At 70.5% G+C, this 26,613-nt stretch carries 22 protein-coding genes; 7 read left to right on the top strand and 15 right to left on the bottom strand.

The genetic code is table 11. From position 1 onward, the window contains the following. Positions 1 to 369: 369 nt before the first annotated feature. The 3 genes from VGX25_RS27235 to VGX25_RS27225 form a co-directional block, all read right to left on the bottom strand. Entirely contained in the window at positions 370 to 1,626 is a 1,257-nt protein-coding gene (locus VGX25_RS27235) for a DUF1501 domain-containing protein (RefSeq protein WP_326920761.1), read from the bottom strand. A gap of 40 nt (positions 1,627 to 1,666) precedes the next feature. Beyond that, positions 1,667 to 2,956: a DUF1800 domain-containing protein gene (locus VGX25_RS27230; protein WP_326920760.1), complete on the bottom strand. Its 1,290-nt coding sequence runs from the start codon at positions 2,954 to 2,956 to the stop codon at positions 1,667 to 1,669. Between the two features lie 230 nt (positions 2,957 to 3,186). Further along, positions 3,187 to 4,821, bottom strand: a complete 1,635-nt coding sequence (locus VGX25_RS27225; protein WP_326920759.1) for an ABC transporter substrate-binding protein — start codon at positions 4,819 to 4,821, stop codon at positions 3,187 to 3,189. A 151-nt stretch (positions 4,822 to 4,972) separates the two neighbouring features. Between VGX25_RS27225 and VGX25_RS27220 the strand changes: the two genes are divergently transcribed. The 4 genes from VGX25_RS27220 (at position 4,973) to VGX25_RS27205 (ending at position 10,010) form a co-directional block, all read left to right on the top strand. Further along, entirely contained in the window at positions 4,973 to 5,971 is a 999-nt protein-coding gene (locus VGX25_RS27220) for an acetamidase/formamidase family protein (RefSeq protein ID WP_326920758.1), read from the top strand. Between the two features lie 58 nt (positions 5,972 to 6,029). Continuing rightward, positions 6,030 to 7,781 carry an ABC transporter ATP-binding protein gene (locus tag VGX25_RS27215; protein ID WP_326920757.1) on the top strand — a complete coding sequence of 584 codons (1,752 nt, stop codon included), beginning with the start codon at positions 6,030 to 6,032 and terminating at the stop codon, positions 7,779 to 7,781. Between the two features lie 46 nt (positions 7,782 to 7,827). Further along, positions 7,828 to 8,970 (top strand): GDSL-type esterase/lipase family protein, encoded by a 1,143-nt coding sequence (locus VGX25_RS27210; protein ID WP_326920756.1) that lies wholly within the window; start codon positions 7,828 to 7,830, stop codon positions 8,968 to 8,970. 83 nt (positions 8,971 to 9,053) lie between these two features. After that, on the top strand, positions 9,054 to 10,010 hold the full coding sequence (locus VGX25_RS27205) for a DUF3800 domain-containing protein (RefSeq protein ID WP_326920755.1): 957 nt from the start codon (positions 9,054 to 9,056) through the stop codon (positions 10,008 to 10,010). Here VGX25_RS27205 and VGX25_RS27200 read toward each other — a convergent pair. From VGX25_RS27200 to VGX25_RS27155, 10 genes are all read right to left on the bottom strand, one after another. Further along, on the bottom strand, positions 9,973 to 10,170 hold the full coding sequence (locus VGX25_RS27200; protein WP_326920754.1) for a hypothetical protein: 198 nt from the start codon (positions 10,168 to 10,170) through the stop codon (positions 9,973 to 9,975). The genes VGX25_RS27205 and VGX25_RS27200 overlap by 38 nt on opposite strands. 150 nt (positions 10,171 to 10,320) lie before the next feature. Next, positions 10,321 to 12,480, bottom strand: coding sequence for an ABC transporter ATP-binding protein (locus tag VGX25_RS27195; protein WP_326920753.1), 2,160 nt, complete (start codon positions 12,478 to 12,480; stop codon positions 10,321 to 10,323). After that, on the bottom strand, positions 12,470 to 13,594 hold the full coding sequence (locus VGX25_RS27190) for an ABC transporter permease (RefSeq protein ID WP_326920752.1): 1,125 nt from the start codon (positions 13,592 to 13,594) through the stop codon (positions 12,470 to 12,472). The genes VGX25_RS27195 and VGX25_RS27190 overlap by 11 nt, the downstream gene beginning before the upstream one ends. Then, on the bottom strand, positions 13,584 to 14,570 hold the full coding sequence (locus tag VGX25_RS27185) for an ABC transporter permease (RefSeq protein WP_326920751.1): 987 nt from the start codon (positions 14,568 to 14,570) through the stop codon (positions 13,584 to 13,586). The genes VGX25_RS27190 and VGX25_RS27185 overlap by 11 nt, the downstream gene beginning before the upstream one ends. A gap of 17 nt (positions 14,571 to 14,587) precedes the next feature. Continuing rightward, positions 14,588 to 16,660 carry an ABC transporter substrate-binding protein gene (locus VGX25_RS27180; protein ID WP_326920750.1) on the bottom strand — a complete coding sequence of 691 codons (2,073 nt, stop codon included), beginning with the start codon at positions 16,658 to 16,660 and terminating at the stop codon, positions 14,588 to 14,590. Between the two features lie 582 nt (positions 16,661 to 17,242). After that, positions 17,243 to 18,265 (bottom strand): helix-turn-helix domain-containing protein, encoded by a 1,023-nt coding sequence (locus VGX25_RS27175; RefSeq protein ID WP_326920749.1) that lies wholly within the window; start codon positions 18,263 to 18,265, stop codon positions 17,243 to 17,245. A 13-nt stretch (positions 18,266 to 18,278) separates the two neighbouring features. After that, positions 18,279 to 19,502 carry a helix-turn-helix transcriptional regulator gene (locus tag VGX25_RS27170; protein WP_326920748.1) on the bottom strand — a complete coding sequence of 408 codons (1,224 nt, stop codon included), beginning with the start codon at positions 19,500 to 19,502 and terminating at the stop codon, positions 18,279 to 18,281. Between the two features lie 129 nt (positions 19,503 to 19,631). Continuing rightward, on the bottom strand, positions 19,632 to 20,102 hold the full coding sequence (locus VGX25_RS27165; RefSeq protein ID WP_326920747.1) for a hypothetical protein: 471 nt from the start codon (positions 20,100 to 20,102) through the stop codon (positions 19,632 to 19,634). Between the two features lie 118 nt (positions 20,103 to 20,220). Then, positions 20,221 to 20,742, bottom strand: a complete 522-nt coding sequence (locus VGX25_RS27160; protein ID WP_326920746.1) for a GAF domain-containing protein — start codon at positions 20,740 to 20,742, stop codon at positions 20,221 to 20,223. Positions 20,743 to 20,902: 160 nt separating this feature from the next. Beyond that, entirely contained in the window at positions 20,903 to 21,817 is a 915-nt protein-coding gene (locus VGX25_RS27155; protein WP_326920745.1) for an acyl-CoA desaturase, read from the bottom strand. Positions 21,818 to 22,050: 233 nt separating this feature from the next. Between VGX25_RS27155 and VGX25_RS27150 the strand changes: the two genes are divergently transcribed. From VGX25_RS27150 to VGX25_RS27140, 3 genes are all read left to right on the top strand, one after another. Further along, positions 22,051 to 22,779 (top strand): GAF and ANTAR domain-containing protein, encoded by a 729-nt coding sequence (locus VGX25_RS27150; protein ID WP_326920744.1) that lies wholly within the window; start codon positions 22,051 to 22,053, stop codon positions 22,777 to 22,779. Between the two features lie 3 nt (positions 22,780 to 22,782). Beyond that, positions 22,783 to 23,523 carry a GAF and ANTAR domain-containing protein gene (locus VGX25_RS27145; protein WP_326920743.1) on the top strand — a complete coding sequence of 247 codons (741 nt, stop codon included), beginning with the start codon at positions 22,783 to 22,785 and terminating at the stop codon, positions 23,521 to 23,523. A 96-nt stretch (positions 23,524 to 23,619) separates the two neighbouring features. Next, positions 23,620 to 24,117: a general stress protein gene (locus tag VGX25_RS27140; protein ID WP_326920742.1), complete on the top strand. Its 498-nt coding sequence runs from the start codon at positions 23,620 to 23,622 to the stop codon at positions 24,115 to 24,117. Positions 24,118 to 24,340: 223 nt separating this feature from the next. On the opposite strand, the gene VGX25_RS27135 is transcribed toward VGX25_RS27140, so the two are convergent. Both VGX25_RS27135 and VGX25_RS27130 read right to left on the bottom strand, forming a co-directional pair. Next, complete coding sequence (locus VGX25_RS27135; protein WP_326920741.1) at positions 24,341 to 25,492, bottom strand: histidinol-phosphate transaminase; 1,152 nt, start codon at positions 25,490 to 25,492, stop codon at positions 24,341 to 24,343. Between the two features lie 148 nt (positions 25,493 to 25,640). After that, positions 25,641 to 26,609, bottom strand: coding sequence for a hypothetical protein (locus tag VGX25_RS27130; RefSeq protein ID WP_326920740.1), 969 nt, complete (start codon positions 26,607 to 26,609; stop codon positions 25,641 to 25,643). Positions 26,610 to 26,613: the final 4 nt, after the last annotated feature.

Below are 26,613 nucleotides of genomic sequence, written 5' to 3'. Positions count from 1 at the left end.
GCACGGTGCTGTTCGTGGAGCTGGCCGTCGGCGGCTGTGTTTTCTAGCTCGGGCAAGGCCGCCCTGTCGCCTTCGGCGAGCGGCCTCGGGTCGGGTTGCTTGGGGGTTGCGGGCCGGGGTGGGTGGTGGGGTGGCGTGGGTGGTCGGCTGACGACGCCTGCGGGCAGGGCTCGTTCCTCGCCCTGCCCTTGTCGTCGTGTGGCGGCCGCCCTCGCCAAAGATCGGTCGACCCCAGCGCAGTTTCAAGATCGGCCGCCTCGCCAAGAATCGGCCGTCCTCGCCAAGATCGGCCGTCCTCGCCAAAGATTGGCGACCTCAGCGCAGTTTCAAAGATCGGCCGGCCCCGGCGCACTTTCGAAAGCCCGACCTTTAGCCGGCGAGGACTCCGTCGAGCCGGCCGGGGTGGTCGGCGAGGATGCGGCCGGCGTCGGCATCCAGCACGCCGGCCAGCAGGGTGGCGTAGATGTCGCGGAAGTCGGTGGTCTCCTTGAGGTCGCCGTCGACGAGGTCGGTCAGGCCGGGCTGGCGGCCGTGGAAGCCGCCGCGGATCCGCTCGCCGAGCAGGAACGCCGGGCCGGCGGTGCCATGGTCGGTGCCGTGGCTGGCGTTCGCGCGCACCCGGCGGCCGAACTCCGAGTAGACCAGCACCACCACCGCGCGCCCGCGGTCCGTGCGTTGCATGCGCTCGACGAACCCGGACAGCGCGGCGTCCAGCTCGGTGAGCAGCCGCTGCTGGGTGCCGCGCTCGTCGGCGTGAGTGTCGAAACCGCCGAGGGACACCGAGTACGCCCTGGTGGGCAGGGCGGCCTCGATCAGGGTGGCGACCAGGTCCAGCTGGGCGCCGAGCGCGCCGCGCCCACCGGCGGACGCACCCTTGGTGCGCTCCTCGTCTTCGGGCGGCTCCTCGTCCTGGCGGGCGCGCGCCTCGCCGAGCAGCCGGGCGGCCTCGCGCAGGTCCGCGATCGACCTGGCGGCCCGCGCGGCGTCGGCGGCCTCGCCCGGCTGCGGTGCGCCGAGCGCGAGGAACGCCTCGCCGAGCGGCCCGGTGGGCAGCCGCAGCCCCGACTCCGGCAGCGACGCGCCGGCGACGCGCTCGCCGGCCAGCAGCGGGGGCAGCGTCGGCTCGACGGACAGCGCGCGCATCGGGTCGTCGCCGGTCGCGTCGAGCCAGCGGCCCAGCCAGCCGGCCGTGGCTGGCCGGTCCGGGGAGGCGGTCTGCCAGATCGCCATGGAGCGGAAGTGGCTGTGATCCGGCTCGGGGTAGCCGACCCCGCGCACGATCGCCAGTTTCCTTGCGTCCCATAGCTTTTTCATGCCGGCCATGCCCGGGTTGAGGCCGAGCCCCTCGCCGAGGTCGAGCACCTCCTCCGGCTGGTAGGCAAGCTCGTGCCGGGCGTCCTGGTAGGCCGGGTCGGCGGCGGGGATCACCGTGTTCAGCCCGTCGTTGCCGCCGTAGAGCGTGACGACGACGAGCACGCCGGCGCCCGGGGCCAGCGGATCGCGCTGCGCCGCGGTGAGCAGGTCCATCCAGTTCACCTGGGTGGCGCCGGCGGCAAGCGTACCGGCCGCGGTGACCCCCGACATCGTCAGGAACCGGCGCCGCGTGACCTTGTCCACAGTAGACATCCTTTCTCACCCACCCACCATCCCCCTCCGCGTCCACGCTCTATCCGCTGACGACGTACTCGGGCGCGACCGCGGCCACCGTGGCGAGCTGCGCCGGCTGCCCGGCCACCCGGCGCAGCGCCGCGGCCGTCCGCTCGCTCCAACCGTCCACACCGAACAGAGCGCCGGCGGCGGCGACCGGATCCCGGCCGGACAGCGCGGAAAGGTCGGCGTGCGCGGTGAGCAGCCGGGCCACCTGCAGCCGGGCAAGGGCCGCGGAGGTGGTCAGCCAGGCGCCGCCGGACGGCCAGCCGCCGACGCTCGGCGGCAGGAACGGAACCTGGCCCATGCCGCGCAACCCCGCCAGCAGCTTGGTCCGGTCGGCCTCCGGCAGCGCCGACGGCCGGATCCGCAGCGCCCGCATCAGCCCGACGGCCCACTCGACCGGTTGCTTGACCAGCGTGCTGCGCTCGTCGCGAAAGCCCGGCTCGGCGGTGATCGCGCGCAGCAGCCCGCGCACGTCGCGCCCCGGCCCGTAGGCGGCGACCAGCCGGCCGAGCGCGTCGTCGTCCGCGGGAGCGGTGCTCACCAGGCGGAACCACAGTCGCTGCGCGACGAACCGGGGCGATGCGGGCTGCGCCACCAGCACGTCGACCAGCGACGCCGCGTCCAGCGCGCCGGTGTGCCCGAGCACGGTCTTGGCGCCGGCGTCGTGCTGCCTGCCGGCCAGGCTCGCGGTGATCGTGTTCCGGTCGACCTTCCAGCCGGTCAGCGCCCGCGCGCCTTCCCGGACGTCCTGCTCGGTGTAATTGCCGACGCCCAGCGTGAACAGCTCCATCAGCTCGCGCGCGAGGTTCTCGTTGGCCGCCTTCGCCGTGTTCTTCTGGCCGTCGAGCCAGATCAGCATCGCCGGATCCACCGCCATCGCCTTGGCCAGCACGGCGAAGTCGCCGAGCCCCAGCCGGCGCAGCGTCTGATTCTGCGCCAGCATGAGCCGGGCGCTGCGCACCTTCTGCGCGCTGGTGGCGAAATGCCCGTGCCAGAACCAGGTTAGCCGTTCCACCAGCGGCACACCGGCGGCCACCATCCGGTCCAGCCACCATACGGTCAGCGCGGCCTGCTCGAGCCGCAGTTGCTCCTGTGCCTGCCTGCGCGCCTGCTTGTCCTTGCCGGGCTTGGGCTCGGGCGCAAGGGCGGGCGGCGCCGGCGCCGCGGGATCGTCCGTGGCGGACAGCAGGGCGTCCGCCGCCCGGTCGAAGCCCCCGGCGGCATCCGGCTCGCCCGGCCGCGGGCCGAACCCGAACCGGTCGAGCAGCCGCCGCACCGCGGCACGTTCACTGAGCGGAGCCATGCGCCCAGTCTTGCCCACCGCGGGGCCCCACACACCCGTCCGAACACAACCCTTACACGGACCGAACGCAAGGATGACGCGGCGGACTCGAACCGGGGAGAAGGGCCTAGCCCGCCGCGTCAGGCGGCTACGGCTGCGCCGCGAGTCAGATACTATTTATGCTCGTAGCGTTGCCACAATCCCATGGAACAATGGGAAAGTTGCCGTTTACCCGATTTCCTCCCCGCGGGCTACTCGACGAATCCGGCGGTGGCGAGGCGGACGAGATAGTCGTTGAACATCCGGACCTGCCCGACCTTGTTGCTGACGCCGATCTGGTTCTTCGTGCGGTACAGGTAGATGATCGGCACGTCCTCGTGGATCTTGGTGATGACCTTGCCGTACAGCTCGCGGCGCTTGTTGACGTCCTGGCTGCGGCGGGCCTCGGTGAGCCAGGCGTCGACCTCGGGGTTGGTGTAGCCGGAGGTGTTCTGCGAGCCCTTGGTCTGGAAGAACTGGGAGATGTTGCCGTCCGCGTCGACGAGGCCCGACCAGCCGATCCGGAACATCTGGTACCTGCCGGCGTCGACGGCGTCCAGCGCGCTGGCGAACTCGACCGGCTCGAGCTGGATGTCGAAGCCGCCCTCGGTGGCCATCGACTTGATCGCCTCGCCGATCCGCTTGCCGTCCGCATTGTTGATCACGGTAAGGCTGACCTTGACCGGGGTGGCCACGCCCGCCTCGGCGAGCAGCCGCTTGGCCTGCGCCGGGTCGTGCGGCGGGCAGGCCTGCGCCGCGTCGGACGACAGCGGGCTGGCCGGGCTGATCGGCCCGCACGCCGGCGTGTAGACCCCGCGGAACACGGTGCGGTTGAGCGCCTCCCGGTCGATGCTGAGCATCAGCGCCCGCCGCACCCTGGCGTCGGTGGACAGCGGCGAGGCGAACGGCGCGGCGAGCGGGGCGGGATCGCTGGTCTTGCCGGCCGCGTTGCCGATGTTGATCGTGATGCCCTGGTACCCGATGCTGTCGTTGGCGATCAGGCGCAGGTTGCCGTCCGCCTTGAGCTCGTCGACGTTGATCGGGCTGACCGTGAGCATCACGTCGATGTCGCCGGAGCGCAGGTTGTTCAGCCGGGTGGTGGCGTCGGGGATGGTCCGGTAGATGATCTTGTCCAGCTTGACCTTGTCCGCGTCGTAGTAGTTGGGGTCCTTGACCACCTCGATGCGGTCCTGGGCGACCCGGGTGGCGAACTTGAACGGCCCGATGCACACCGGGGCGGTCGCGAAGTCCTTGCCGCTGGCCAGCGCGGTCGGCGACATCACGATCCCGCCGCTTGCGGTCAGCGAGCCGGTCAGCGGGGCGTACGGCTCGGCCAGCTTGATCGTCACGGTCGCCGGGTCGGCGACGGTGATCTCGGTGATCGGCCCCAGCTCGCTCTTGCGGGCCGAGCCGGTCAGCGTGCGGTGCCGGTCGAGCGAGGTCTTGACGGCGGCGGCGTCCATCGTGGTGCCGTCGGCGAACTTCAGCCCGGTGCGGATCTTGATGGTCACCGTCTTGCCGTCCTGCGACACCTCCGGCAGCGACGCGGCCAGCTTGGGCACGATCTCGAGCTTCTCGTCGACCTCGTACAGCGTCTCGCAGATCGACTGGAACACCTCGCGGCCGACCAGTGTGCGGGACAGCGTCGGATCGAGCTTGTCCGGCTCGGCGTCCAGCGCGAAGCGCAGCGTGCCGCCGGTCTTGATCGGTCGCGTGTCCTGATCGGCCGGCTGCTGCGGTTGCTGGCCACCGGAATCCTCGATCTTGCCGCATCCGGTCAGTACCAACGAGAACGTCGCTGCCGCCGCGATCAGGCGGGCACCGACGCGAGCACGGGAACGAATCATGGCGCCCTCCGCGGCGTAGCAGGGAACACTCGACCATACTGCATACAATTTCGCCGACGAAAGGGCCGAGGGGATGGCGGACAAGGAGCGGACGCGGGACCCGGGTGGGTGGCCGGGTTGGCCTCGCGGGAGCGACCATCGGACACACCGGTTGGGGCCGGACGGCGTCCACACCTACTGGAGCAACGAGCTGCCGCCGCGGCTGACCGTCCGGCCCGGCGACACCGTGACGTTCGAGACGCTGGACTCCAGCTACGGCCGGATCGCAAGGGAGATCGACGAGCTGGCCCAGCCCGGCGCCGACCCGGACCTGCTCGCGCTGATCTCCGCCGGCGCCTACCCCGAACAGTCCACAATGGATCATGCGGCGATCCTGGCCCGCGGCCACCCGCTGACCGGGCCGGTCGCGGTGGCCGGCGCCGAGCCCGGCGACACGCTGGCCGTGGAGATTCTCCGCGTCGACGTCGCGGACTGGGGCTTCACCGCGTGCAGCTCCGATCCCGACCGGCTCGGCCTGCTCAACGACTACCTCGACGAGGACGCCGGCTCGTACGTCCACATCTGGGACCTGCGCGGCGGAGTCGAGACGCAACTGCGGCCGGGCATCCGGATCCCGATCGACCCGTTCTGCGGGATCATGGGCGTCGCGCCGGACGAGCCGGGCCAGCACTCGACCGTCCCGCCGCGCCGCAACGGCGGCAACCTGGACCTGCGGCACCTCACCGCCGGCGCGACCCTCTACCTGCCCGTGCTGGTCCCCGGCGCCCTGCTGTCGCTCGGCGACGCGCATGCCGCGCAGGGCGACGGCGAGGTGTGCGGCACCGGCATCGAGACGGCGGCCGAGGTGACCGTGCGCCTGAACCTGATCAGCGGGGGCGCGCCGATCCCGGCGCCCCGGCTGGTCACGCCGGACCGGCCGCTGTCGATTCCCGGCCCCTACCACGTCGCCGTCGGCTGCGAGCCGGACCTGCGCGAGGCCGCGCGCACGGCGGTGCGCGGCACGATCGACCACCTCACCGCCGAGCACGGCCTGAGCCGCCCCGAGGCCTACGTGCTGTGCAGCGTGTGCGTCGATCTGAAGATCAGCCAGCTGGTCGACATGCCGAACTACACCGTCGGCGCCTACCTGCCGCTGGGCATATTCGCTTGACCATGGAGCGGGGTCCATGGTGCACCCTTGGTCACGGACACCGGGGGTGCGGATGAGCATGCGGACCGAACAGCCGGCGTGGCGGGTGCTGCTGGGCTATGTGCGCCCGTTCCGGGCGGCGCTGGTGCTGGGTGGCGTGTTGAGCCTGGCCACCGCGGCGACCGGGCTGGCGCTGCCGCTGGTGGTGCGGGAGCTGATCGAGGCGCTCAGCGCGGACGCCACGATCATCGGGTTGCTCGTGCTGATGACCGTGCTGGTGCTGGCCAACGCGGGGATCGGGGCGATCGGGTCGTTCCTGCTCGAGCGCACGGCCGAGTCGGTGGTGCTGGTCGCCCGGCGGCAGCTGGTGTCGCGGCTGCTGTGGCTGCGGATCCCGGCGCTGGACGACACCGAGCCGGGCGACCTGATGTCGCGGGTGAGCGCGGACACCACCCTGCTGCGCGAGGTGAGCACCCAGTCTCTGGTGTCGGCGGTGACCGGCAGCCTGACGCTGATCACCACCGTCACGATGATGGCGCTGCTGGATCCGGTGCTGCTCGCGGTCACCCTGGTGGCGCTGACCGCAGCCCAGGTCGTCGTCGGGGTCGTGGTGCCGCGGATCTCCCGGGCCGCCAAGCAGGCGCAGGAGTCGGTCGGGGAGATGAGCGCCGCGCTGGAGCGCGCGCTGGGAAACCTGCGCACGGTCAAGGCGTCCGGCGCCGAGGAGCGCGAGCGCGACCGGCTGCACCGGGCCGCGGCCGAGGCGTGGCGCGGCGGGATCCGGGCGGCCAAGTGGCAGGCGGTCGCGGGCAACACCGGCGGGCTGGCGATCCAGCTGTCGTTCATCGTGGTGCTCGGCCTCGGCGGGGCCCGGGTCGTCTCCGGCGCCATCGACGTCGGCACCCTCGTGGCGTTCCTGCTGTACCTGTACTACCTGATGCCGCCGATGCGGGAGCTGGCCCACGTGGCCGCGCAGTACCAGGTCGGGGCCGCCGCGATCGCGCGGATCCGGGAGATCGAGGCGCTGCCGGCCGAGCCGGCAAATCCACATGAGACGGTTGTGGGGAATCCCGATCCGCGCCCGGCGTCGATCGAGTTCGACACCGTGCGGTTCCGGTACCGCCCGGAGCTTCCCGAGGTCCACCACGGTGTCACGTTCGCCGTCCCGGCCGGCGGCATGACCGCGTTCGTCGGGCCGTCCGGCGCCGGCAAGACCACCGTCTTCTCCTTGATAGAGCGGTTCTACGAACCCGACTCCGGGCGGATCCGGCTGGACGGCGTCGACCTCGCGGACTGGCCGCTTGCCGAGCTGCGCGCCGCCATCGGCTACGTCGAGCAGGACGCGCCGGTGCTGTCCGGAACCCTGCGCGACAACCTCGTGTTCGGCGCCCCGGACGCCGGCGCCGACGACCTCGACGCGGTGCTGGCGATCACCCGGCTCGACACGATGGTGGCCCGGCTGCCCGAGGGACTGCATACCCCGGTCGGGCACCGCGGCATCAAGCTGTCCGGCGGCGAGCGCCAGCGGGTGGCCATCGCCCGCGCGCTGCTCCGCCGCCCGCGGCTGCTGCTGCTCGACGAGGTCACCTCGCAGCTCGACGCCGTCAACGAGGCGGCCCTGCGGGAGACCATCGCCGACGCCGCGGCCACCACCACCGTTCTGGTCGTGGCCCACCGGCTGTCGACGGTGACCATGGCCGACCGCATCATCGTCATGGACACCGGCCGGGTCCGCGCCGTCGGCACGCACGCCGAGCTCGTCTCCGCCGACCCGCTCTACGCCGAGCTGGCCGCCACCCAGCTACTCAGCCCCGCCGCCGACAACGCATAACTGAATATGTGGTCGCCGGGTGGACCGGTCAATACACTGCGCCCTCGTGATCGGAACTCGCGGTGTGGCACGGATATCGGTTCTGCTGGCGGCAATCGGGCTGGGGGTGGCCGTTCCGGCCGTGTCCCCCGCCGCGCCGGGATGGGTGCCGCGCACCGGTGCGGTGGTCAGCCTCGGCGACTCCTACATCTCCGGCGAGGCCGGGCGGTGGAAGGGCAACTCCGCCGACTCGGCCGGCGACCGCAACGGCACCGACCGCGCCTTCGTCGACACGCCAACGGGTCCGACGTACGACCCGGCCATCGTGTACGGCGCCACCGCGGCCAACGGGTGCCACCGCTCGGACGTGGCCGAGGTGCACCACGTCTTCCGGCTGCCGCCGCGCACGACGATCAACCTGGCCTGCTCCGGCGCCACCACCGCCAACGTGCTGCGGTCCAGCGCCGGCGGGGTGCCGTTCAAGGGCGAGGCCCCGCAGAACGACCAGCTGGCCCTGATCGCCGCGGCCAACCGGGTGACCGCCGTCGTGCTGTCCATCGGCGGCAACGATCTGGGCTTCGCCGACATCGTCACCAGCTGCGTGGTCGCCTACCTCACCGCGGGGCCGCCGTGCCGGACCACCCAGCAGGCCGTCATCGATGCGCGGATGCCGGCCATGCGCGAGGCGGTGGCGCGCACCCTCGACGACATCCGGGCGACCCTGGCCGCCGTCGGCTACCGGGACGGGTCCTACCGGCTGATCCTGCAGTCCTACCCGATCCCGCTGGCCCGCGCGGCCGACCTGCGCTACCCGGAGCAGGGCCCGGAGCGGCAGGCGGTGGGCGGCTGCCCGATCCTCAACGCCGACGCCGACTGGGACCTGGCCCAGCAGATCTCCAACAACCTGCGGCTGGTGGCCGCCGACCGGCGCGTGCAGTTCCTCGACGTGCGCGACGCCTTCCGCGGGCACGAGCTGTGCTCCGCCGCGGCCACCCAGTCCGACGGCACGCCGAACGAGGCCACCAACGAGTGGATGCGCTGGATCGACCTGGCCGCACAGGGCGACCTCAACGAGTCGTTGCACCCCAACGCCTTCGGCCAGCGCGCGCTGGGCCGCTGCCTGGCCCTGACGTTGCTGACCCGGCGGGACGTGAGCTGCCACGGCGTCCCCGGCCGGTCCACCTCCTGGATGTTCCTGCGGCCCCTGTGACATAAACCTGTCATCGTCCGGATCCACCGACGCCGAGGTAACCGAGTCGACTCCCATGGTGGTGATCTGGCAGGCTCGCCAGGATGCGTGAGGTGGCCTGCGACGAGTCGGGCTCGGAGGGCGAGAAGCTCATCGGCGGCGAGACCGACGTCTTCGCCCACGCCAGCGTGCTGCTGGACGCCGAGGCGGCCACCGCGTGGGTGCGGGAGGTCCGGCGCCGCATCGGTTCTCCCGCGTCGGAGTACAAGGCGAACCACCTGCTGCGCCGGAAGCACCGGGCGGTCCTCGAGTGGCTTCTCGAGCCGTCCGGGCCGATCGACGGCAGCGCGCACGTGCACCTGATCGACAAGGCCTTCCTTGTGGTCGAGCGGATCGTCGAGCTGCTCGACGGCGACCGGGAGATGGCCGTGACCCTGTATCGCGACGGGCCGCTTGTGTTCGGCCGGGAGCGTTGGGCGGCGTTTCTCGACTCGTTCAACACCGTGCTGCGGGTCAAGAACCGGCGCGGTGTGCCGACCACTGTGGACTCGTTCTTCGGCGCGGTCGACGAGCTGCGCGCCGCTCCGAGCCCGGTTCGTCAGATCATGGAGCGGCTGCGGCGGGCCAGGCCGCGGGTGGAGGCCTTCCGGGCACTGCTGCTCGACGACCCGGCGACCACGCCGCCGATGGATCCGATGATCCCGGCCCTCGCCAGGGCCATCGACTACTGGAGTGCCGACGGCACACCGGTGTCCCTCGTCCACGACGAGCAGCCGGGGTTGTCGCCCGAGCGGATCATGCGGCTCCCCGCGGCCGGCCGGCTGGCCGGCCTGCGGTTCGTCGACTCCCGGGACGACCCCCGAGTGCAGATCGCCGACTACCTCGCCGGGATCGCCCGGAAGATCGCCTCGGACGAGCTCGACAACCGGGGCGACGCGGAGCTGGTCGCGCTCCTCCGGCCCTACGTGGACCCGTTGTCGACCTGGGGTGACGACCGAAGCCGGGCGCTGCTCGCGGGTCCGCTCAGGCGGGCCGGCGCAGGCCGCGCGCGCCCACGATGATCGCGACCAGGCCGGCGACCGCGACCACGAGGCCGATCACCAGCCAGGTCGGCGAGTCCGTCATGAAGCTGCCGCCGATCACCCCCATCCCCTGCAGCGCCCAGACGCCGCCGATCAGAATGCACACCGCGCCGATCGTCACCAGCACCCAGCCCTTCATGCGGTAAGTCTGTCACGGTTTGCCAGCCGCACCTGCGCGGAAAAGCTATGGGGTTGGTGGGGTTGACCCGAGTCGTGGGCCTGCCCGGACTGACGCGTGGAAGTCGGGGGGCCGGGGGCGATCTCCCTGCCAGATCGTCCCCGGCCTCGGTTACCCCGCCTGGCCGATCGTGATGCCAGGGAGGTCGAGCTCGGCTGCTCGGTGGCAGCGAACACGGCGGCCGGGAGTGATCTCCTGCCAGACCGGGCGCTCCACTCGACAGACTTCCGTGGCGAACGGGCAGCGGGGGTGGAAATAGCAGCCGCTCGGTGGGTTGGTGGGGTCGGCGACCTCGCCGCGGGGCGGGCTGAACGCGAGCCGGGCGGTGGGGTCGGGCCGGGGGACGGCTGCCAGCAGGGTCGACGTGTAGGGGTGGCGGGGGGTGAACAGGACCTCGTCGCGGGTGCCGAGCTCGACGACCTGGCCGACGTACATGACGGCGATCCGGTCGCTGATGTGCTTGACCACGCTGAGGTCGTGCGAGACGAACAGGTAGGTCAGCCCGAGCCGATCCTGCAACTCCAGCAGCAGGTTGAGGATCTGGGCCTGCACCGATACGTCCAATGCGGACACCGGCTCGTCGGCGACGACCAGCCGGGGGTTCAGCGCCAGGGCCCGCGCGATGCCGATGCGCTGGCGCTGGCCGCCGCTGAAGGCGTGCGGGAACCGCCGCATGTACTCCTGCCGCAGGCCGACCAGCTTGAGCAACTCGGCGACGCGCTCGGTGCGCTCCTGCTTGGTACCGACACCGTTCACCAGCAACGGCTCGGCGATGATGTCGAGCACGGTCATCCGCGGGTTGAGCGACGAGTGCGGGTCCTGGAAGATCATCTGCAGCTCGGAGCGCAGCGGGCGGACCTGCTTTCGGGACAGCTTGGCCAGATCCACGGTCTCGCCGCCGGACTTGCGGAACAGGATCTCGCCGGAGTCGGGGTCGAGCGCCCGCAGGATGGCGCGTGAGGCGGTCGTCTTGCCGGAGCCGCTCTCGCCGACCAGGGCGAGGGTCTCGCCCTGGCGCAGGTCGAACGAGACCTCGTCCACCGCGCGGACCCTGGCCCGCACCCGGCCGAGGAAACCGGACCGGATCGGGAAGAACTTGGTCAGCTTCCGCACGTCGAGGAGCACCGGCAGGTCCGTACGGTCCACTGTGGCCGGTGTGATCTCGGCCTTGACCGGCTCGGCAACGCGCAGCTCGGCCAGCGGCACCGGGATCGCCGACGCCGGCGACACCGCCTCGTCGTACAGGTGGCAGGTCACCTCGTGGCGCGGGGCGATGGCCGTGGTGCCGGGCTCCGCCTTGTCGCACAGGCCTTCCACCGCGTGCCGGCAGCGCGGGTGGAACGCGCAGCCCGACGGCCGGTTGAACGGGTGCGGCACCGAGCCGGCGATCACCGGAAGCTTGCCCCTTGCCACGGCGTGCGCGCTGGGGATCGAGTTGAGCAGCGCCCGGGTGTACGGGTGGCGCGGCGCGGCGAAGATCTCCTCGACCGGGCCCTTCTCGACCACCCGGCCGAGGTAGATGACCAGGACCTCGTCGGCCATCTCCGCGATGACGCCGAGGTCGTGGGTGATCAGCATGATCGCCATGTCGGTCTGCCGCTGCAGGCCGCGGATCAGCTCGAGGATCTGTGCCTGGGTGGTGACGTCCAGCGCGGTCGTCGGCTCGTCGGCGATCAGCAGCTTGGGCTGGCCGGCCAGCGCCATGGCGATCATCGCGCGCTGGCGCAGGCCGCCGGACAGCTGCCAGGAGTACTCGTTGAGCACGCCTTCGGCCCGCGGGATGCCGACCATCCTGAGCAGCTCCAAGGCCCGCTTCTCGGCGTCCTGTTTGGACATCTCGCAGTGCAGCCGCACGGCCTCGATGATCTGGGCGCCGACGGTGTGCACGGGGCTGAACGAGCTCATCGGCTCCTGGAACACCAGGCCGATGTCGCCGCCGCGGACCTCGCGCATCTCCGGTCCGTTCGGGGGCAGCTTGGCCAGGTCCACCCAGCCGCTGTCCCGCCGGAGCAGCATCTCCCCCTCGATGATCCGTCCCGGCGGGGAGATGATGCCCAGCAGCGAGCGCGCCGTGATGCTCTTGCCGCAGCCGGTCTCGCCGACCACGCCGAGCGTCTTGCCGGCGGCCATGTCGAAGCTGACCCCGTCCACGGCGCGAGTGGTTCCCTCGTCGGCGAAGAAGTGCGTCTTGAGGTCGCGCACCGACAGCAGCGTGGTTTCGTCCTGCGGCGGGCTGATCAGCTCGCGGGCAGCAACGTTGCTAGAGGTCATAAGGGTCCGCCGCATCTCGTAGGCCGTCACCAAGGAAATTGAAGGCGAGAATCACCACGATCACCGGGAGCACCGGTAGGAGCATCCACGGCGAAAGCGCCACCGCCTGCACGTTCTGGGCCTGCTGCAGCATGGTCCCCCAGGAGATCGCCGGCGGGCGCAGCCCGAGCCCGAGGAAGCTCAGCGACGTCTCCGCGACGATCATCAGCGGCAGCGCCAGCGTGGTGGCGGCGATGATGTGGCTGGCGAACAGCGGCACCATGTGCTTGAAGATGATCCGGCGGGGCCGGCTGCCCACCAGCTCGGCCGCGGTCACGAAGTCCTCGCCGCGGATCTGCATCATCCGGCCGCGGACCACCCGCCCGAGCTCGGTCCAGCCGATGATCGACAGGATGACCGTGAGCGCAAGGTACACCTGGGTGACGCTCCACTCCCTCGGCATCGCGGCGGCCAGCCCCATCCACAGTGGAATGACCGGGATGGACCGCAGGATCTCGATCAGCCGCTGGATCACGGTGTCCACGGCGCCGCCGTAGTAGCCGGAGATCCCGCCGAGCACCACACCCAGCATGATGCTCAGCGCCACCCCGGCCAGGCCGATGAACATCGACGTGCCGGTAGCGTGGATCAGCCGCGAGTAGATGTCGCGGCCCTGCTGGTCGGTGCCGAACAGGAACAGCGACTCCTCGGCGCGGGTCCCCTCCGTTCCGATCAGGTGGATGTTGGTGGGAATGAGGCCGAAGAGCTTGTACTCGTAGCCGGAGGCGAACAGCCGGACCGGGATCTTCTGGTTCGGGTCCACCGTGTAGTGCCGCTGCAGCGTGATCGGATCGCGCTCGCCGCGCACCGCGTAGACGTGCGGGGAGAAGCTGCCGTTGTCGAAGAAGTGCACCGACTGCGGCGGCATCATCGACCGCTGGCCCTCGGAGGCGAGCGGGTCCGATGTGGACAGGAAGTCGCCGAACAGCGCCACGAAGTAGAAGAACAGCACGATGATGCCGCCGACCATGGCCAGCTTGTGCTTGCGGAACCGCCACCAGATCAGCTGGCGCTGGCTGGCTACGGAGATCCGCTCCTCGTCCTGGCTCGCGGTCAGGGTGGCGTTATCGGGCATGTCGGATCCTCGGGTCGAGCCACATGAGCACCAGGTCGGAGATCAACGTGCCGATCACGGTCATCACCCCGAGCAGCAGCACGATGGCCCCGGCCAGGAACATGTCCTGGGCCTGCAACGACCGCAGCAGCAGCGGGCCGACGGTCGGCAGGCTCAGCACGATCGACACCACGATCGCGCCGGAGACGACCTGCGGGAACAGGAAGCCGATTGAGCTGGCGAACGGGTTGAGCGCCACCCGCACCGGGTACTTGGCGACCATGCGGCGCTCGGAGAGCCCCTTGGCCCGCGCCGTGATCACGTACGGTTTCTTCAACTCGTCGAGCAGGTTGGCGCGCATGATGCGGACCAGCTGCGCGGTCCCCGTCATGCCGAGCACGACCGCCGGCAGCAGCAGGTGCTTCAGCAGATCCCAGGCCTTGGCGAAGCTCCACGGCGCGCTCTCGTACTCCGGGGAGAACAGGCCGCCCACGTTGGCGTCGAAGACGGCGAAGCCGAGGTACATCAGGATCAGCGCCAGCAGGAAGTTCGGGATCGCCAGGCCGAGGAATCCGAGGAAGGTGAAGGTGTAGTCGCCGACCGAGTACCGGCGGACCGCGGAGTAGACCCCGATCGGCAGCGCCACCGCCCAGGTGAAGATGATCGCGGCGACGGAGACCACCATGCTCAGCAGCAACCGGTCGCCGATGACGTCGGCGACCGGCCGGTTCCAGTCGAAGGACATGCCGAGGTTGCCCTGGATGACCTGACCGATCCAGGTGAAGTACTGGACGAAGATCGGTTGGTCGAGGCCGTACTCGGCGCGCAGCCGCTCCGCCTCGTAGACGGCGGACGGGTTGCCGGCCGCGGCGAGCTCGGCCAGCCGGGTGGTGGCGAAGTCTCCCGGTGGCAGCTGGATGATCAGGAAGGCCAGCACCGAGACCGCCCAGACCGTGAACAGGCCGAGGGCGAGCCGCCGCCCGATGTAGCTAAGCACTGTGGTCCCCGCCCCTCCTACGCGTAGAAGAAGGTCATCGGATAGGTGTTGTTCATGCTCTTCATGTGCAGCGAGTTGACCACCCGCGCCGGCACGTTGCGCAGGTTGTTGTTGGTCAGGTAGACGCCGTTGAGCGCCAGTCCGAAGCCGACGATGCCGATCGACCACACCTGGTCGGCATGCATCTTGTACAGCTCCTTGCCGATCCGCACCCGCTCCGCGTCGTCCGGTTCGGACAGACCCTTCTCGTAGAGGGCCATGGCGTCCTTGAGCAGCTTCATCGACTCCGGCGGCTCCTTGCCCTGCTTGCCGCCGGAGGCGAACCACTGGGCGTACGGAATGCCGATCATCCCGGGGTAGTTGTTGGTGATCGTCGGCAGGAACGTGTCCGCCTTGAGGAACGGGTCGTCGGTGCCGACCTGTTGCCCGGACAGCATCAGCTGGTTGGCGGTGGCCCGCTGGATGAGCAGGTTGGACTCGGCGGCCTGCACGTTGAGGTCGATGCCGATCGCCTGCCACTGCCGCTTGATCATCTCGCCGATCCCGATGAAGTCGGCGAAGCCGGGGAATGCCTGGTAGTCAAGGCGAATCCGGCCATTGCCGTCCTTGCGCAGCCGGTAGCCCGCGCTGTCCTTCGCGGTCAGCCCGATGCCGTCGAGCAGCGAGTTCGCCTGCGCCGGATCGTGCGTCGCCCACTTCGTGCGCCACTCCGGGCCGGGGTCGTAGATGCTGCCCTCGGCGGCCATCGTCGCCGACGGGGTGCAGGTGCCGAGGAAGAAGGCCTCGTTGACCTGGCCCCGGTCGATACCCATCGACAGCGCCCGGCGGAACTCGACGGTGCGGATCAGCTCGCCGAGCTCCTTGTCCTCCTCGTAGGCCAGGTTCACCCGGATCCCGCAGTCCAGCTCGGTGAACGGGGCGCGGTGAATCGTGTAGCCGCTGCGCTTCTCGTTCTCCAGCAGCACGGGCAGGTTCGTCACGCCGAGGTGGCGGTCCTGCATGTCGTACTCGCCCGCGGCCGCCCGCAGGCCGAGCACCTCGGTGTTCTCGATGTTGCCCATCGTGATCTTGCCGATGTACGGGAGCTGGTTTCCCTCGTTGTCCACCCAGATGCTGTACGGGTTCGGCCCGAACTCCCATGGCGGGTTGCTGATCGGCCGGGTGAGCACCCAGGGCGTGACCGTGGGCAGGTTCGGGTTGCGGTGCCAGGACGCCTGGTTGCGGAAGAACGCCGCCCACCCCTTGAACCCGGCCTCGGCGGCCAGCTTGTTCGCCGCGTCCACGGAGGAGTACTTCGGGTGGAACTGCGACAGGTAGTGCTTCGGCATGAACCCGCCCCCGCCGAGGTGCCCGGTCGCCACCATGCCGGCGACGTCGGTCCACCCGGCCAACCGCTCCGGCAGCAGCGGGTTGGGCACCTTCGACACGAACCGCACGGTCAGGTCGTCGACCTTCTCCACCCTGATCTGCTCGCCGCCGATGCGCATCGACGACGAGCCGGAGCCCAGCTCGGCGGTCAGGCTCACGTCCTCGCGCCAGAACACGATGTCGTCGGCGGTGAAGGGGTGCCCGTCGGACCAGCGCATGCCCTTGCGCAGGTGCAGGGTGAGCACCGTGTCGTTGTCGCTGAGCTCGAAGGCGCGGGCGATGTTGGGCACCACGTTCTCGAACTTGTAGTCCCAGTACAGCAGGCTGTCCGGACCGGAGCAGAACCGGACGGCGTTCTGCCAGTCGCCCTGCCCGACGAACCCGCGGCGGATCTGGCCGCCGTAGCGACCGACGCCCTCCACCGGCTTGAGCACCAGCGGCTCGGCCCCGACGCGCTCGGCGACCGGCGGGAGCTTGCCGTCGGCGACGAGCTTGGCGAGCTCGGGCGCCTCCCGGAACGTCTTGGGGAACCTGGCCGGATCGATGATCAGCTCGGCGCCCTGCACATCGGGCAGGCCGGCCATCGCGCGGCCGCCGCGACCGGCCGACGCTCCCGTTTGGGCGACCGGCGTCGAGGTGCACGCCCCCAGCACCAGCGCGCCGCCGCTGACCAGAACGACATCCCGCAGGAAGCCCCGTCTCGAGTAGCCGCCGGTGGTCATTGCGTGGCCTTCTTTCCGCATGGTCTAGTCCGGACAGTTGCGCGCGACGACTCAGCTCCGCCCGAAAACGACGCGGGCGAGAGTTATGAATTGTCTACTGTGGATGACGGGGATTCAGCGTGGTGCGTCAAGCGCCGGTTGGGGCGGTTCTTCGTCGCCCACCGGGATGCCCGACAGTGCGGGCATTGGCAAGAGCCCGCCGACGTGTTGCTCGATTCCCGGTGCCAGGCCGAGCTTTCCACGGCCACGCCGCCACCATCGCGGAACGGGCGCGCGAGCATTCGGTTCGCTGGTGATCGGCATCACGGTCTCCAATCCCGTTCAGCCCCGAGCGCCAGGAGATACCGCCACCGAATCCGCCCGTGGTATTAGAGAGACAGGCGATCGGCACCGTCACCCACTCGATGCCGATCGCCCACTTTCCTTGACGGATCCGGTGCCGATCACCGATCCCACCCGATGATCGACGGTGATTAACCTAAACATGCTACTTGTCGGTAACTGACACGACCGGTGGTACGACAGTGCGCCACCCGACGTGGCGCTGACCCCCTACGTGGCAGCTACTAGGAGTGTGAGTCATTAGTCCGGCCGCAGCGGGGTGGCCAGGGCGGACAGGATCTCGTCCGCGGTCCTTGTCCACAGGAACGGCTTCGGGTCGGCGTCCCGGGTGTCGATCCACCGGCGGACGGCGGTCTCGACGGCGCCGCGATCGGCGAGCCGGGCCAGCCAGCGCTGCACCAGGTTGAGCCAGGAGGCGCCGGCCGAGATGAAATGTACCTGGAAGCGGGACCGCCGCGACAGCCATTTCTTTGCCGCCGGCAACCGGTGAATGGCGTCATTGTCGCAGATCAGGTGCAGTTCCAGCTCGGCCGGCACCGCCGCGTCGACGGTCTGCAGAAAACGCAGGAGCTCCTCGTGCGGATCGGCGATCGCCAAGCTGGCCGGGATATCCAGCGCCGGAAACGAGCCGGCCATTGTCGGCGGGACCGACCGGAACGGATCCGCCGGGCCGGTCGCCCGCGCCGGAGTCGGCTTCTCGACGCACAGCGCCAGCACGTTCTGACCCGCCCACCGCCTTCCCACCGCGTCCCCGGCGTCCGGCGGAGCCAGGAAAAGGCCCACCACGTCCCGGACCCGCTCGACGAACTCCGGATCGGTGGTCAGCGTCCAGGTCTCCGGCAGGTGCGGCTTGAGCCCGGCGGCCCGCCAGATTCGGGATATCGCCGATTGGGACAATCCCGATAGCGTCGCCATCGACCGGGTGGACCAATGGGGGTCGCCATTCGGCGGCGGCCGGCGCAGCGTGGTCAGGATGACCAGCTCGATCTGATCATCGGTGATCGTGCGCGGGCGCCCCGGCCGGGGCTCGTCGGCCAGCCCGGCGAGCCGGCGCCGCAGGAACCGCGAACGCCAGGTGCGCACCATGTCGCGGGACACCCCGAGCTCGGCCGCGACCGCGGTGTTGGACTTCGCGCTCGTCCCGCACGCCAGCACGATCGCGGCCCGCACCGCCAGCGGACCCGCACCGTCCCGCGCCCAGTCCCGCAGCGTCCGGCGTTCGGCCTCGGTCAGCTCGAGCGGCTCCAGCCGCGGACTCGGCACCCCCGACACCGCCTCAGTAGCTGAGCACTCCCATGCGATCCGCCAGCGGCCGAAGCTCCGTGCGGGTCAACGAGTTCTCCCGGCGCAGCTGCTCGCGCACCATCGCCCGGACGTCCACGTTGAACCGCAGCTCCTCGGCCGACTCGCGCTCGGCCCGCAGCAGCATGTGGACCGCGGCGACGTCCTCGCCGCGCACGCTGTAGGCCCTTGCCAGCTCGACGAAATAGGAGAACCGCCGCTCCACGCTGGGCAGCGCGGTGACGTCGCACTGCTGCGCGGCGCGGATCGCCTCGCCGGGCTTGGACAGCTCCACCGCCAGCCACACCCGGTAGATGCCGACGTTGGTCGGGCCGAACACCGTGCGGAAGTCGTTGCGGAGGTCGCCGACCTTCGCCGCCGCCCGGTCGGCGATCTCCAACGCCTGCACCACCCCGTGCTCGTCGCCCAACCGCGCGAACTGCATGGCGCGCAACAGATGCAGGGCGCCGAAGATGCTCATCCGCTCCAGCGGGGCCGACGGCAGCGTCGGCTCCAGCATCGCGGCGGCGTCCCTGGCCAGCTCGGCGACCTCCTCGGTGTGCCCCTGCTCGGCCAGGATCATCCCGACGTTCCACGCCGCCGCCGCCCGGTAGTCCAGATCGTCGGCCTTGATCGCCGCGGCCATCGCCCGGTCCGCGGCCAGCAGCGACACGTCGTGCGCGCCGACCCGCTTGGTGAACGCCCGGGTCAGGAAGTACAGCATCGAGGCCGTGCGCAGCAGCTGGTCCCGGTCCGGCCCGTCCACGACGGGAATCGTGGCCCGCACCTCGGTGATCAACCCGGGCAGCATCGTGCCAAGCTGGGTGAACGGCCGCCGGTCCTGCCAGATGTCCCAGGCCGTCTCCACCGCCTCGCCGAGCCGCCGCACGTTCGGCTCGTCGGTCAGCACCGGGTTGAACGACACCATCGCCGCCCGGATCGCCGGCACCGTGTCGTGCTCGGTCGGCTCCTCGGGCAGCTCCCCCACCGGAAGCCCGGTCAGCTTGTACAGGTCCCGCACCCGCAGGATCCGCGCGATCTCGATCCAGTCCGAGAACGAGGCCACCTGCCGCTCGCCGGACTCCCACTTGCGCCACGCCGAGACCGTGCAGCCCTTCAGCTGCGCGCACTGCTCCTGGGTCAGCCCGACTCGTCGCCGGTACAACCGAATTCGCTCACCCGGGGGTAACCCGGGCTCCGCCGCTGCCGCCGCCGCCACACCACACCTCGCACACTAGGTTGGTCCGCTCATGCTAAGCCGCGAACCGCGCGGTGGCTGATCTTGCACCGGGAATTCTTCCCGCTCCGACGTTTCGTGTCCGATCGGTCGCTGTCCGTGTCCACCAGCTCAGCTCGCCTGGCGGTCCAGCCACTCCGGCCGCGCCTCGTCGGCACACCACTCCAGCGCGCTGACCGTCCACTTGAGCGCCAGCACGACCACCTCCACGCTGGCCTGCTGACCCCCGGCCAGCGCCAGCGCCACCTGATCGGCCGCGTCCTCCGGGCAGCCGTTCACCGCGGCCAGCATCGCCCGGATCAACGCGCGCACCGGCGGGTCGACCCCGTCGATGTCGATCAACGACTCGTCGGCGCGCCGTAAGTCCGCGCTGAACGTCCCGCTCAACCCCATTCCCGCGGCCCGCCACATCACCATCGACGCGCTCGCCTCGACCAACTCCCCCACGATGTGCCGCAGCCGCTCCTGCGGCCCACCCCCGGCATACGCCAGCAGGCTCAGCGACCCCCGCACCGCATCCCACTCCCCCGCGCGCGCCAGCGTCACCAACCGCCCCGCGGTCGCCCGCGCATCCCGACCCATGCCCACCACCCCGACTCGACGATCGTCTGCCGGCCGGATACCCACCCCGCCAATCGCCGAATCCAGGATCCGGGACGGCCATTGAGCTTGGCTTGCGCCGGCCACGATCACCGCCGGGTCACCGCACGGGTGGCCGCTCACCGTGGAGCTGGGAGTGGTCCTGCAGGTGCTGGAGCACGACGCTGGCGGCGTCGGCGAAGTTGAGGGCGTCGACCAGCTCGGGTCGGGTGAGCCGCCCGAGGGTGTCCCGGTACAGGCCAAGGAATCCGAGGCGGTGCGGACCGACGCCCAGCGGGAAGGCGAAGAGGGAACGGACGCCGATGGGCAGCACGGTCTTGCAGAACTTCGGCCAGCGGCTCGGGCCGGTCATCGCCAGCTCGGGGTGGAGCACCGGCCGGCCGGTGGCCGAGGCCTCGAGACCGGGGCCCTCGCCGAGGGCGAGCTGCAGCTCGTCCACCGCGCGGCACCGCGGGTCCGTGGCCGCCAGCACCCTCCCGCCGGCGGTCGTCAGCGTCATGGCGACACCGGTGACCGGCAGTGCCGACAGGCATTCGGCGCACAGCCGGACCGGCAGGGCGGAGCGCCGGACCCGGACGTCGGTGATCGCGGTCAGGATCGCGGTGACCCTCGGATTTCGCATCTGGTCAGCCGTTCGAGCCGATCATGAGCCGGCGCGGGCGCGATGAAGGACGGATGTCATGACCCCGTTTTCTGGATTGCCGGCGTGGCTGGCACTTCGAAACGGAATGTCACCGTGTCCGGATACCCCCACGCTACACGCGCCCGCCAGGGGGATGCTCCTACGCCGCGGGTTCCGGCGCCGGTGCCTTGAGCTTGCGGGCCAGGCGCTCGGGTCGCGGCCAGCGGACCCGGGTGGCCCAGCCGAGCTTCTCAAGGATCCAGATGATCCGCGCCGAGACGTCGATCTGTCCACGTTGGACACCGTGCCGGGCGCAGGTGGGGTCGGCGTGGTGGGAGTTGTGCCAGGACTCGCCCATGGAGGCGATGGCAAGCGGCCAGAAGTTGGCGGACCTGTCGCGGGCGTCGAAGGGCCGGTCGCCGATCATGTGGCAGATCGAGTTGACCGACCAGGTCACGTGGTGCAGCAGCGCGACCCGGACCAGGCTGGCCCAGAAGAACGCGGTCAGCGCGCCCCACAAGGACATGGTGATGAGCCCGCCGAGCACGGCCGGGGCGAGCAGGGTGACGGTGCTGAGCACCGGGAACAGCCGGTCGATGCGCCGGATGTCGGGGTCGGCGAGCAGGTCGGGAGCGAAGCGGCGTTGGTTGGTCTGCTCGCGGTTGAACAGCCAGCCCATGTGGGCGTGCCAGAATCCCTTGGCCAGCGCCACCGGACCGGTGCCGAACAGCCAGGGTGAGTGCGGGTCACCCTCCTTGTCCGCGTAGGCGTGGTGGCGGCGGTGGTCGGCCACCCAGCCGATGACCGGTCCCTGCATGGCCATGCTGCCGGTCGCGGCGAGGGCGATCCGCAGACCGCGGTTGGCCTTGAACGCACCGTGGGTCAGGTAGCGGTGGAAGCCGACGGTCACGCCCAGCGCGGTCAGCGTGTAGAAGAACAGGGCAAGACCGACGTCGACCCAACCAAGCCCCCACCCCCAGGCGATCGGCACGGCCGCGACAAGAGCCAGCAGCGGAACGATCGCGAAGACCTTGACCAGCGCGGCGTGGCCTGCGGATTGCTCTCCCGACACCATCGGCTCGGGACCGCTTGACGACGTCGGGGCGGAATGTTGGACAGTGGCGGTCACAGTGCTGCCTCCGGGGCTGTGGTGATGATCGCCACCGGGGTCTGGGGTGACTCGTCACCAGGATTGACTGTCCGACGACGGCACAAACCTGCCGTTCGCATCACCGGGGGTAACGTGGCGAGGCACAGGCCCCGGACCCCGGCGATGTCGGCCGATCGATGTGTCCGCCGGGAGTGACCATGGTGCACGACGCCCGGGTCAGCGAGATCCTGTCGCTGGTCGTCGCGGACGGCGGGCAGGACGCGTCCTTGCCGGTGCGGTTGTCCGTGCGCTGCCTGTCGGCGTTACCGGTCAGTGGCGTCGGAGTGGCGCTGATGACCGACGACGGGCCGAGCGGGGTCGTGCTCGCGGCCACCGACGGACGGGCCCGCCATCTGGAGGAACTGCAGTTCGCCCTCGGTGAGGGCCCGTGCGTCGAGGCCTCGCGCAGCGGCCGCCCGGTCCTGCAACCCGACCTCCTGGCCACCGGGCCGGCGCGCTGGCCGGGCTTCGCGGCGGCCGCGCTCGACGCCCGCATCAGCGCGATCTTCGCCTTCCCGCTGCAGGTCGGCGCCATCCGGGTCGGCGTCCTCGACCTGTACCGGGACACTCCCGGGCAGCTCGAGACGGCCGAGTTGGCCGACGCGCTCGCCTTCGCCGACGCGGCCACCGTCGTGGTCCTGCACCTGCAGGACACCGACGGGTCCGGTGGGCACCCCGCCCTTGCCGGGCCGATCGACAGCCGGGCGGAGATCCACCAGGCCACCGGCATGATCGCGGTCCAGCTCGGCGTCGGCCTCGCCGAGGCCCTGCTGCGGCTGCGCGCCCACGCGTACGCTGGGGGACGCCCGGTGGCCGACGTCGCCGCCGATGTGGTCAACCGGCGACTGCGCTTCGACGACAGCGCGTCCGGCGGCGAGAGACAGTGAGCCATGACGACCCGAGAGCAACTCATCGCGACGACGTTCGTCGATCTGGCCGACACGCTCGTGGCCGATTTCGACGTCATCGACTTCCTGCACACGCTGGCCATCCGCAGCGTCGAGTTGCTCGACGTCAGCGCCGCGGCGATCATGCTGGCCGACCAGCGGGGCGGGTTGCAGGTGATGGCGTCCTCCACGGAGGAGGCTCACCTGCTCGAGCTGTACCAGCTGCAGCGCAACGAAGGCCCCTGCCTGGACTGCTTCCGGTCCGGACGGCCGGTGGCGCGCCCGGATCTGCCGGCCATGCGCCGGTCGTGGCCGGTCTTCACCGAGCGGCTCCTCGAGCTGGGTTTCGCCTGCGCACAGGCGCTTCCGATGCGGCTGCGCAGCGAGACGATCGGAGCGCTCACCATCTTCCGGGTCGACCAGGAACCCCTTGCCGAGGCGGATCTGCGGCTGGGCCAGGCCATGGCCCACGTGGCCACCGTCGGCCTGCTGCAGGAACGCGCCATCGCGGCCCGCGAGCTGCTCGCCACCCAGCTGCAGGCCGCGCTGACCAGCCGGATCCGGCTCGAACAGGCCAAGGGAATGCTCGCCGAGCGCACCGGTCTTCCCATGGACCAGGCATTCCGGGCAATGCGCTCCTACGCGCGCAGCCACAACACCCGCCTTGGCGAGGTCGCCGCACAGATCATCGACGGAACGATCGACGACCTGCCCGGCGGGGACGCGTCTCGGCCGCCCACGTGAGGTTCGGCTGAGAATCGGCTGTGAGTATCCGGCGTCCGGCACCGACGCGGGCCGTGCCCGTGTTGTACGGGTATGAGAACCACGGAGGTGCGACCCATGACCACCGCATTCACGCCCGGTCCGTCGACCATGAACCTGCCGACGCCGCCGGAGGGCTGGCCGATCGGCTCCTACGACACCTACCGGGACGCCCAGCGCGCCGTGGACCACCTCGCCGACAGCGGGTTCCCGGTGCGCGGCGTCACGATCGTCGGCGTCGAGCCGATGCTCGTCGAGCGCGTGGACGGGCGGCTGACCTGGGGCCGGGTGCTGCGCTCCGGCGCGATCTCCGGTGCCTGGCTGGGCCTGTTCGTCGGCCTGCTGCTGAGCCTGTTCACGATCGGCGCCGGCCTGTTCCCGATCCTGATCGGCCTGATCACCGGCATCGGTTTCGGTGTCGCCTCCGCCGCGTTGCGGTACGCTGCCACCAGGGGAGAGCGCGACTTCGTTTCTCACAGCCAGCTGGTGGCCCGCCAGTACGACGTGCTGTGCGAGCCGCGCAACGCCCAGAGCGGACGTGAACTGCTCGCGGCACTCGCACTCAAGGGCGCCTGAGGGCCACTCGGAGCCACACCTCGACTGTCCAGAAAGGACGGTTCATCATCAGTACGAACACACCGAAGACAGACACGGCGGACAAGCGCCGAACCCTGTTCAGCCACCCGCCCACCCCGACCGCGCACGATCAGGACAACCCACGCGTCGGCGAGCCGATCTCGTACGACAACCTGTTCCGCGAGCCGACCGCCGGAGCGCCCAGCCGCCGGCACCGGGCCGCTTAAGCGCTCCTGGCCGCGTTGCGGCGCAGCGCGAGCTCGTCCTCCCACTGCGGGTGGCTGTAGGCGTGCATGGCCGAGACCAGGCGGGCGACGTCCTGCTGGGGCCGGACGACGAGGCGGACGAACCGGTTGGACATGCCCAGCTTGTTGCCGCACTCGCGGATGAACAGCTGGTGGCGGGAGATCAGGTAGTCGCGCAGCTCGGTGCCGTCGATCGCCGCGGACAGCTTCACCAGCAGGAAGTTGGCCTGCGAGGAGTACACGGTCAGCTCGGGGAGCTGGGCGAGGTGCATGCCCATCGTGTAGCGGTCGCGGGCCAGCAGGCGCAGGCTCTCGCGGTACTCCGCGCCGTGCTCGGCGAGCATGTACACCACGGTCTCGGCCAGGGAGTTGAGGTTCCACTTGGGCAGGGTCCGGCGCATCGTGCCGGCGAGGCCGGGGTTGGCCACCAGGTAGCCGAACCGGATGCCGTGCAGGCCGAAGTTCTTGCCGAGGCTCTTGAGCACGACGACGTTGGGGCGGATCGCGGCGTCCATCGCCACCGACGGGTCGCGCTCGGCGTCCACGAAGTCGATGAACGACTCGTCGATCACCACCAGGTCGAGGTCGGCGAGCTCGTCCATGAACCGGATGACCTCCCGGCGGGGCAGGTAGCCGCCGTCGGGGTTGTTCGGGTTGCACAGCACGGCGACCTTCGACCGGCGGGCCCGGATGAACCGCAGGTAGTGATCGACGTTGAGGCGGAAGCCGTCGATCTCCCGCAGCGGGAACATGTCGACCCGCTTGCCGGTCTCCATGGGCTGGTCGGTCCAGCGGCCGAAGGTGGGGATCGGGATGGCCACGCTCTCGGTGAACCACAGGTGATCCATCCACGTGATCAGCTCGGTGGAGCCGTTGGACATCGCCATCGTGGCCGGGTTGAGGCCGAGCACCCTGGCCAGCTGCGCGGCGATCGTGTCGGCGTCACTCGGGTAGAACTTGAGCACCGCCTCGAGGTTGCGGCTCAGCTCGTCGAACATCTCCGGTGTCGGGAAGTACGGGTTGCACGGGATGCAGAAGTCGACCAGCTGCCGGCCGCCGTCGCCGAGCCGTCTGGCCAGCTCGAAGTAGGACGGGCTGTGTGCGGTCTGCTGGAACAGACCCGCGTCCACGGAATGTCGCACACAAGCGGATACGTACGGAACCAGTGATCAGTTCACGGGATGGTTTCGCTCAGGTCTCGGCGGAGTAACGGTGAGTGATCACACCGAGACGCCGGTCGGGATGGCCATCCGCGACCGGCGCCTCGGGCTCCCCCGTTCAGAGTTGAGCTTTTCCTGCCTTGGCGGCCGACTTCGTCGCCCCCGCCCGCCGCTGCTCGATCCGCTGCGGCGCCGCGCGCTCGCGGCTCGGGGCGGCCAGCGCGGCCGCCGCGGCCGGTGGCTGCCAGTCACCGGTGATGCCGCCGCGGATCCGGTTGGTCGGCGCCACCACGGCCACCGGGTTGTTCGCGGTGAACTGCAGCTGGCCGTTGACGATGTTGTCGTCGACCCGGATCGGGCCGGTCGTGTCGGCGATGCTGACGTTCCGGCCCCAGTAGCCGCCGGAGGCGCAGCTGTCGAGGGCGCCGTTCGGGCCGAGCTGGACCCCGCCGCCGTTGCCGCTGAACGTCGCCGCGCCCTGGACCGCACCGCCGCACACCACGCTGCCGGTCGCGTTGCCCGCGACGGACAGCGTTCCGTCCACAAAGGAATCGTGGACGTCGGTGTAGTAGGCGCCGGTGGTGCCGAGGTTGCCGGTGATCTCGCTGCCGGCGTCCACGAGGACCTCGCCCACCGAGGACGCCACGTTCCCGGACACCCGGACGTGCTCGAGGAACAGGAAGCCCTCGATGGTGGCGGCGCCCTTCGGCTGGACCGTCACGCCGGCGGCCGCGGTGTCCCGCATGAAGATGCCGAAGCCGCCGGGCGCCAGCGTGACCTGGCCGTCGATCGTGGTGCTCCGGGCGTCGAAGTAGCCGTCGGCGTCGATCTGCACGTCGTGGTTGAACCGGCCGCCGGTGACCACGAGGTCGGCCCCCGCCGCCACCCGCACGTTGCCGGTGACCGTGGTGCCGTCGAGCGTGCAGGACTCGTTCGGGGGCACGAACAGATCGCCGGGCACGGTCACCGCCCCGCCGGAGCCGATGCAGTGCGTGACGAGATCGGCATCCGCGGTGGAGGCGGCCAGCGCCATGGACAGCGCGGTCAGGGCGCTCGCGGCGAGCGCGACGGTGGTCTGTCTGTTCATTTGC

This window comes from Actinophytocola sp. (genome assembly GCF_035942955.1).
Classification (GTDB): Bacteria; Actinomycetota; Actinomycetes; order Mycobacteriales; family Pseudonocardiaceae; genus DASYTH01.
This window is presented reverse-complemented; position numbering and strand designations above follow the sequence as displayed.

Coding starts and splice junctions, on each gene's coding strand:
- VGX25_RS27235 (WP_326920761.1), bottom strand. CDS start 1,626: ATGTCTACTGTGGACAAGGTCACGCGGCGCCGGTTCCTGACGATGTCG.
- VGX25_RS27230 (WP_326920760.1), bottom strand. CDS start 2,956: ATGGCTCCGCTCAGTGAACGTGCCGCGGTGCGGCGGCTGCTCGACCGG.
- VGX25_RS27225 (WP_326920759.1), bottom strand. CDS start 4,821: ATGATTCGTTCCCGTGCTCGCGTCGGTGCCCGCCTGATCGCGGCGGCA.
- VGX25_RS27215 (WP_326920757.1), top strand. CDS start 6,030: ATGCGGACCGAACAGCCGGCGTGGCGGGTGCTGCTGGGCTATGTGCGC.
- VGX25_RS27205 (WP_326920755.1), top strand. CDS start 9,054: ATGCGTGAGGTGGCCTGCGACGAGTCGGGCTCGGAGGGCGAGAAGCTC.
- VGX25_RS27200 (WP_326920754.1), bottom strand. CDS start 10,170: ATGAAGGGCTGGGTGCTGGTGACGATCGGCGCGGTGTGCATTCTGATC.
- VGX25_RS27195 (WP_326920753.1), bottom strand. CDS start 12,480: ATGACCTCTAGCAACGTTGCTGCCCGCGAGCTGATCAGCCCGCCGCAG.
- VGX25_RS27190 (WP_326920752.1), bottom strand. CDS start 13,594: ATGCCCGATAACGCCACCCTGACCGCGAGCCAGGACGAGGAGCGGATC.
- VGX25_RS27180 (WP_326920750.1), bottom strand. CDS start 16,660: ATGACCACCGGCGGCTACTCGAGACGGGGCTTCCTGCGGGATGTCGTT.
- VGX25_RS27165 (WP_326920747.1), bottom strand. CDS start 20,102: ATGGGTCGGGATGCGCGGGCGACCGCGGGGCGGTTGGTGACGCTGGCG.
- VGX25_RS27160 (WP_326920746.1), bottom strand. CDS start 20,742: ATGCGAAATCCGAGGGTCACCGCGATCCTGACCGCGATCACCGACGTC.
- VGX25_RS27155 (WP_326920745.1), bottom strand. CDS start 21,817: ATGGTGTCGGGAGAGCAATCCGCAGGCCACGCCGCGCTGGTCAAGGTC.
- VGX25_RS27150 (WP_326920744.1), top strand. CDS start 22,051: ATGGTGCACGACGCCCGGGTCAGCGAGATCCTGTCGCTGGTCGTCGCG.
- VGX25_RS27145 (WP_326920743.1), top strand. CDS start 22,783: ATGACGACCCGAGAGCAACTCATCGCGACGACGTTCGTCGATCTGGCC.
- VGX25_RS27140 (WP_326920742.1), top strand. CDS start 23,620: ATGACCACCGCATTCACGCCCGGTCCGTCGACCATGAACCTGCCGACG.
- VGX25_RS27130 (WP_326920740.1), bottom strand. CDS start 26,609: ATGAACAGACAGACCACCGTCGCGCTCGCCGCGAGCGCCCTGACCGCG.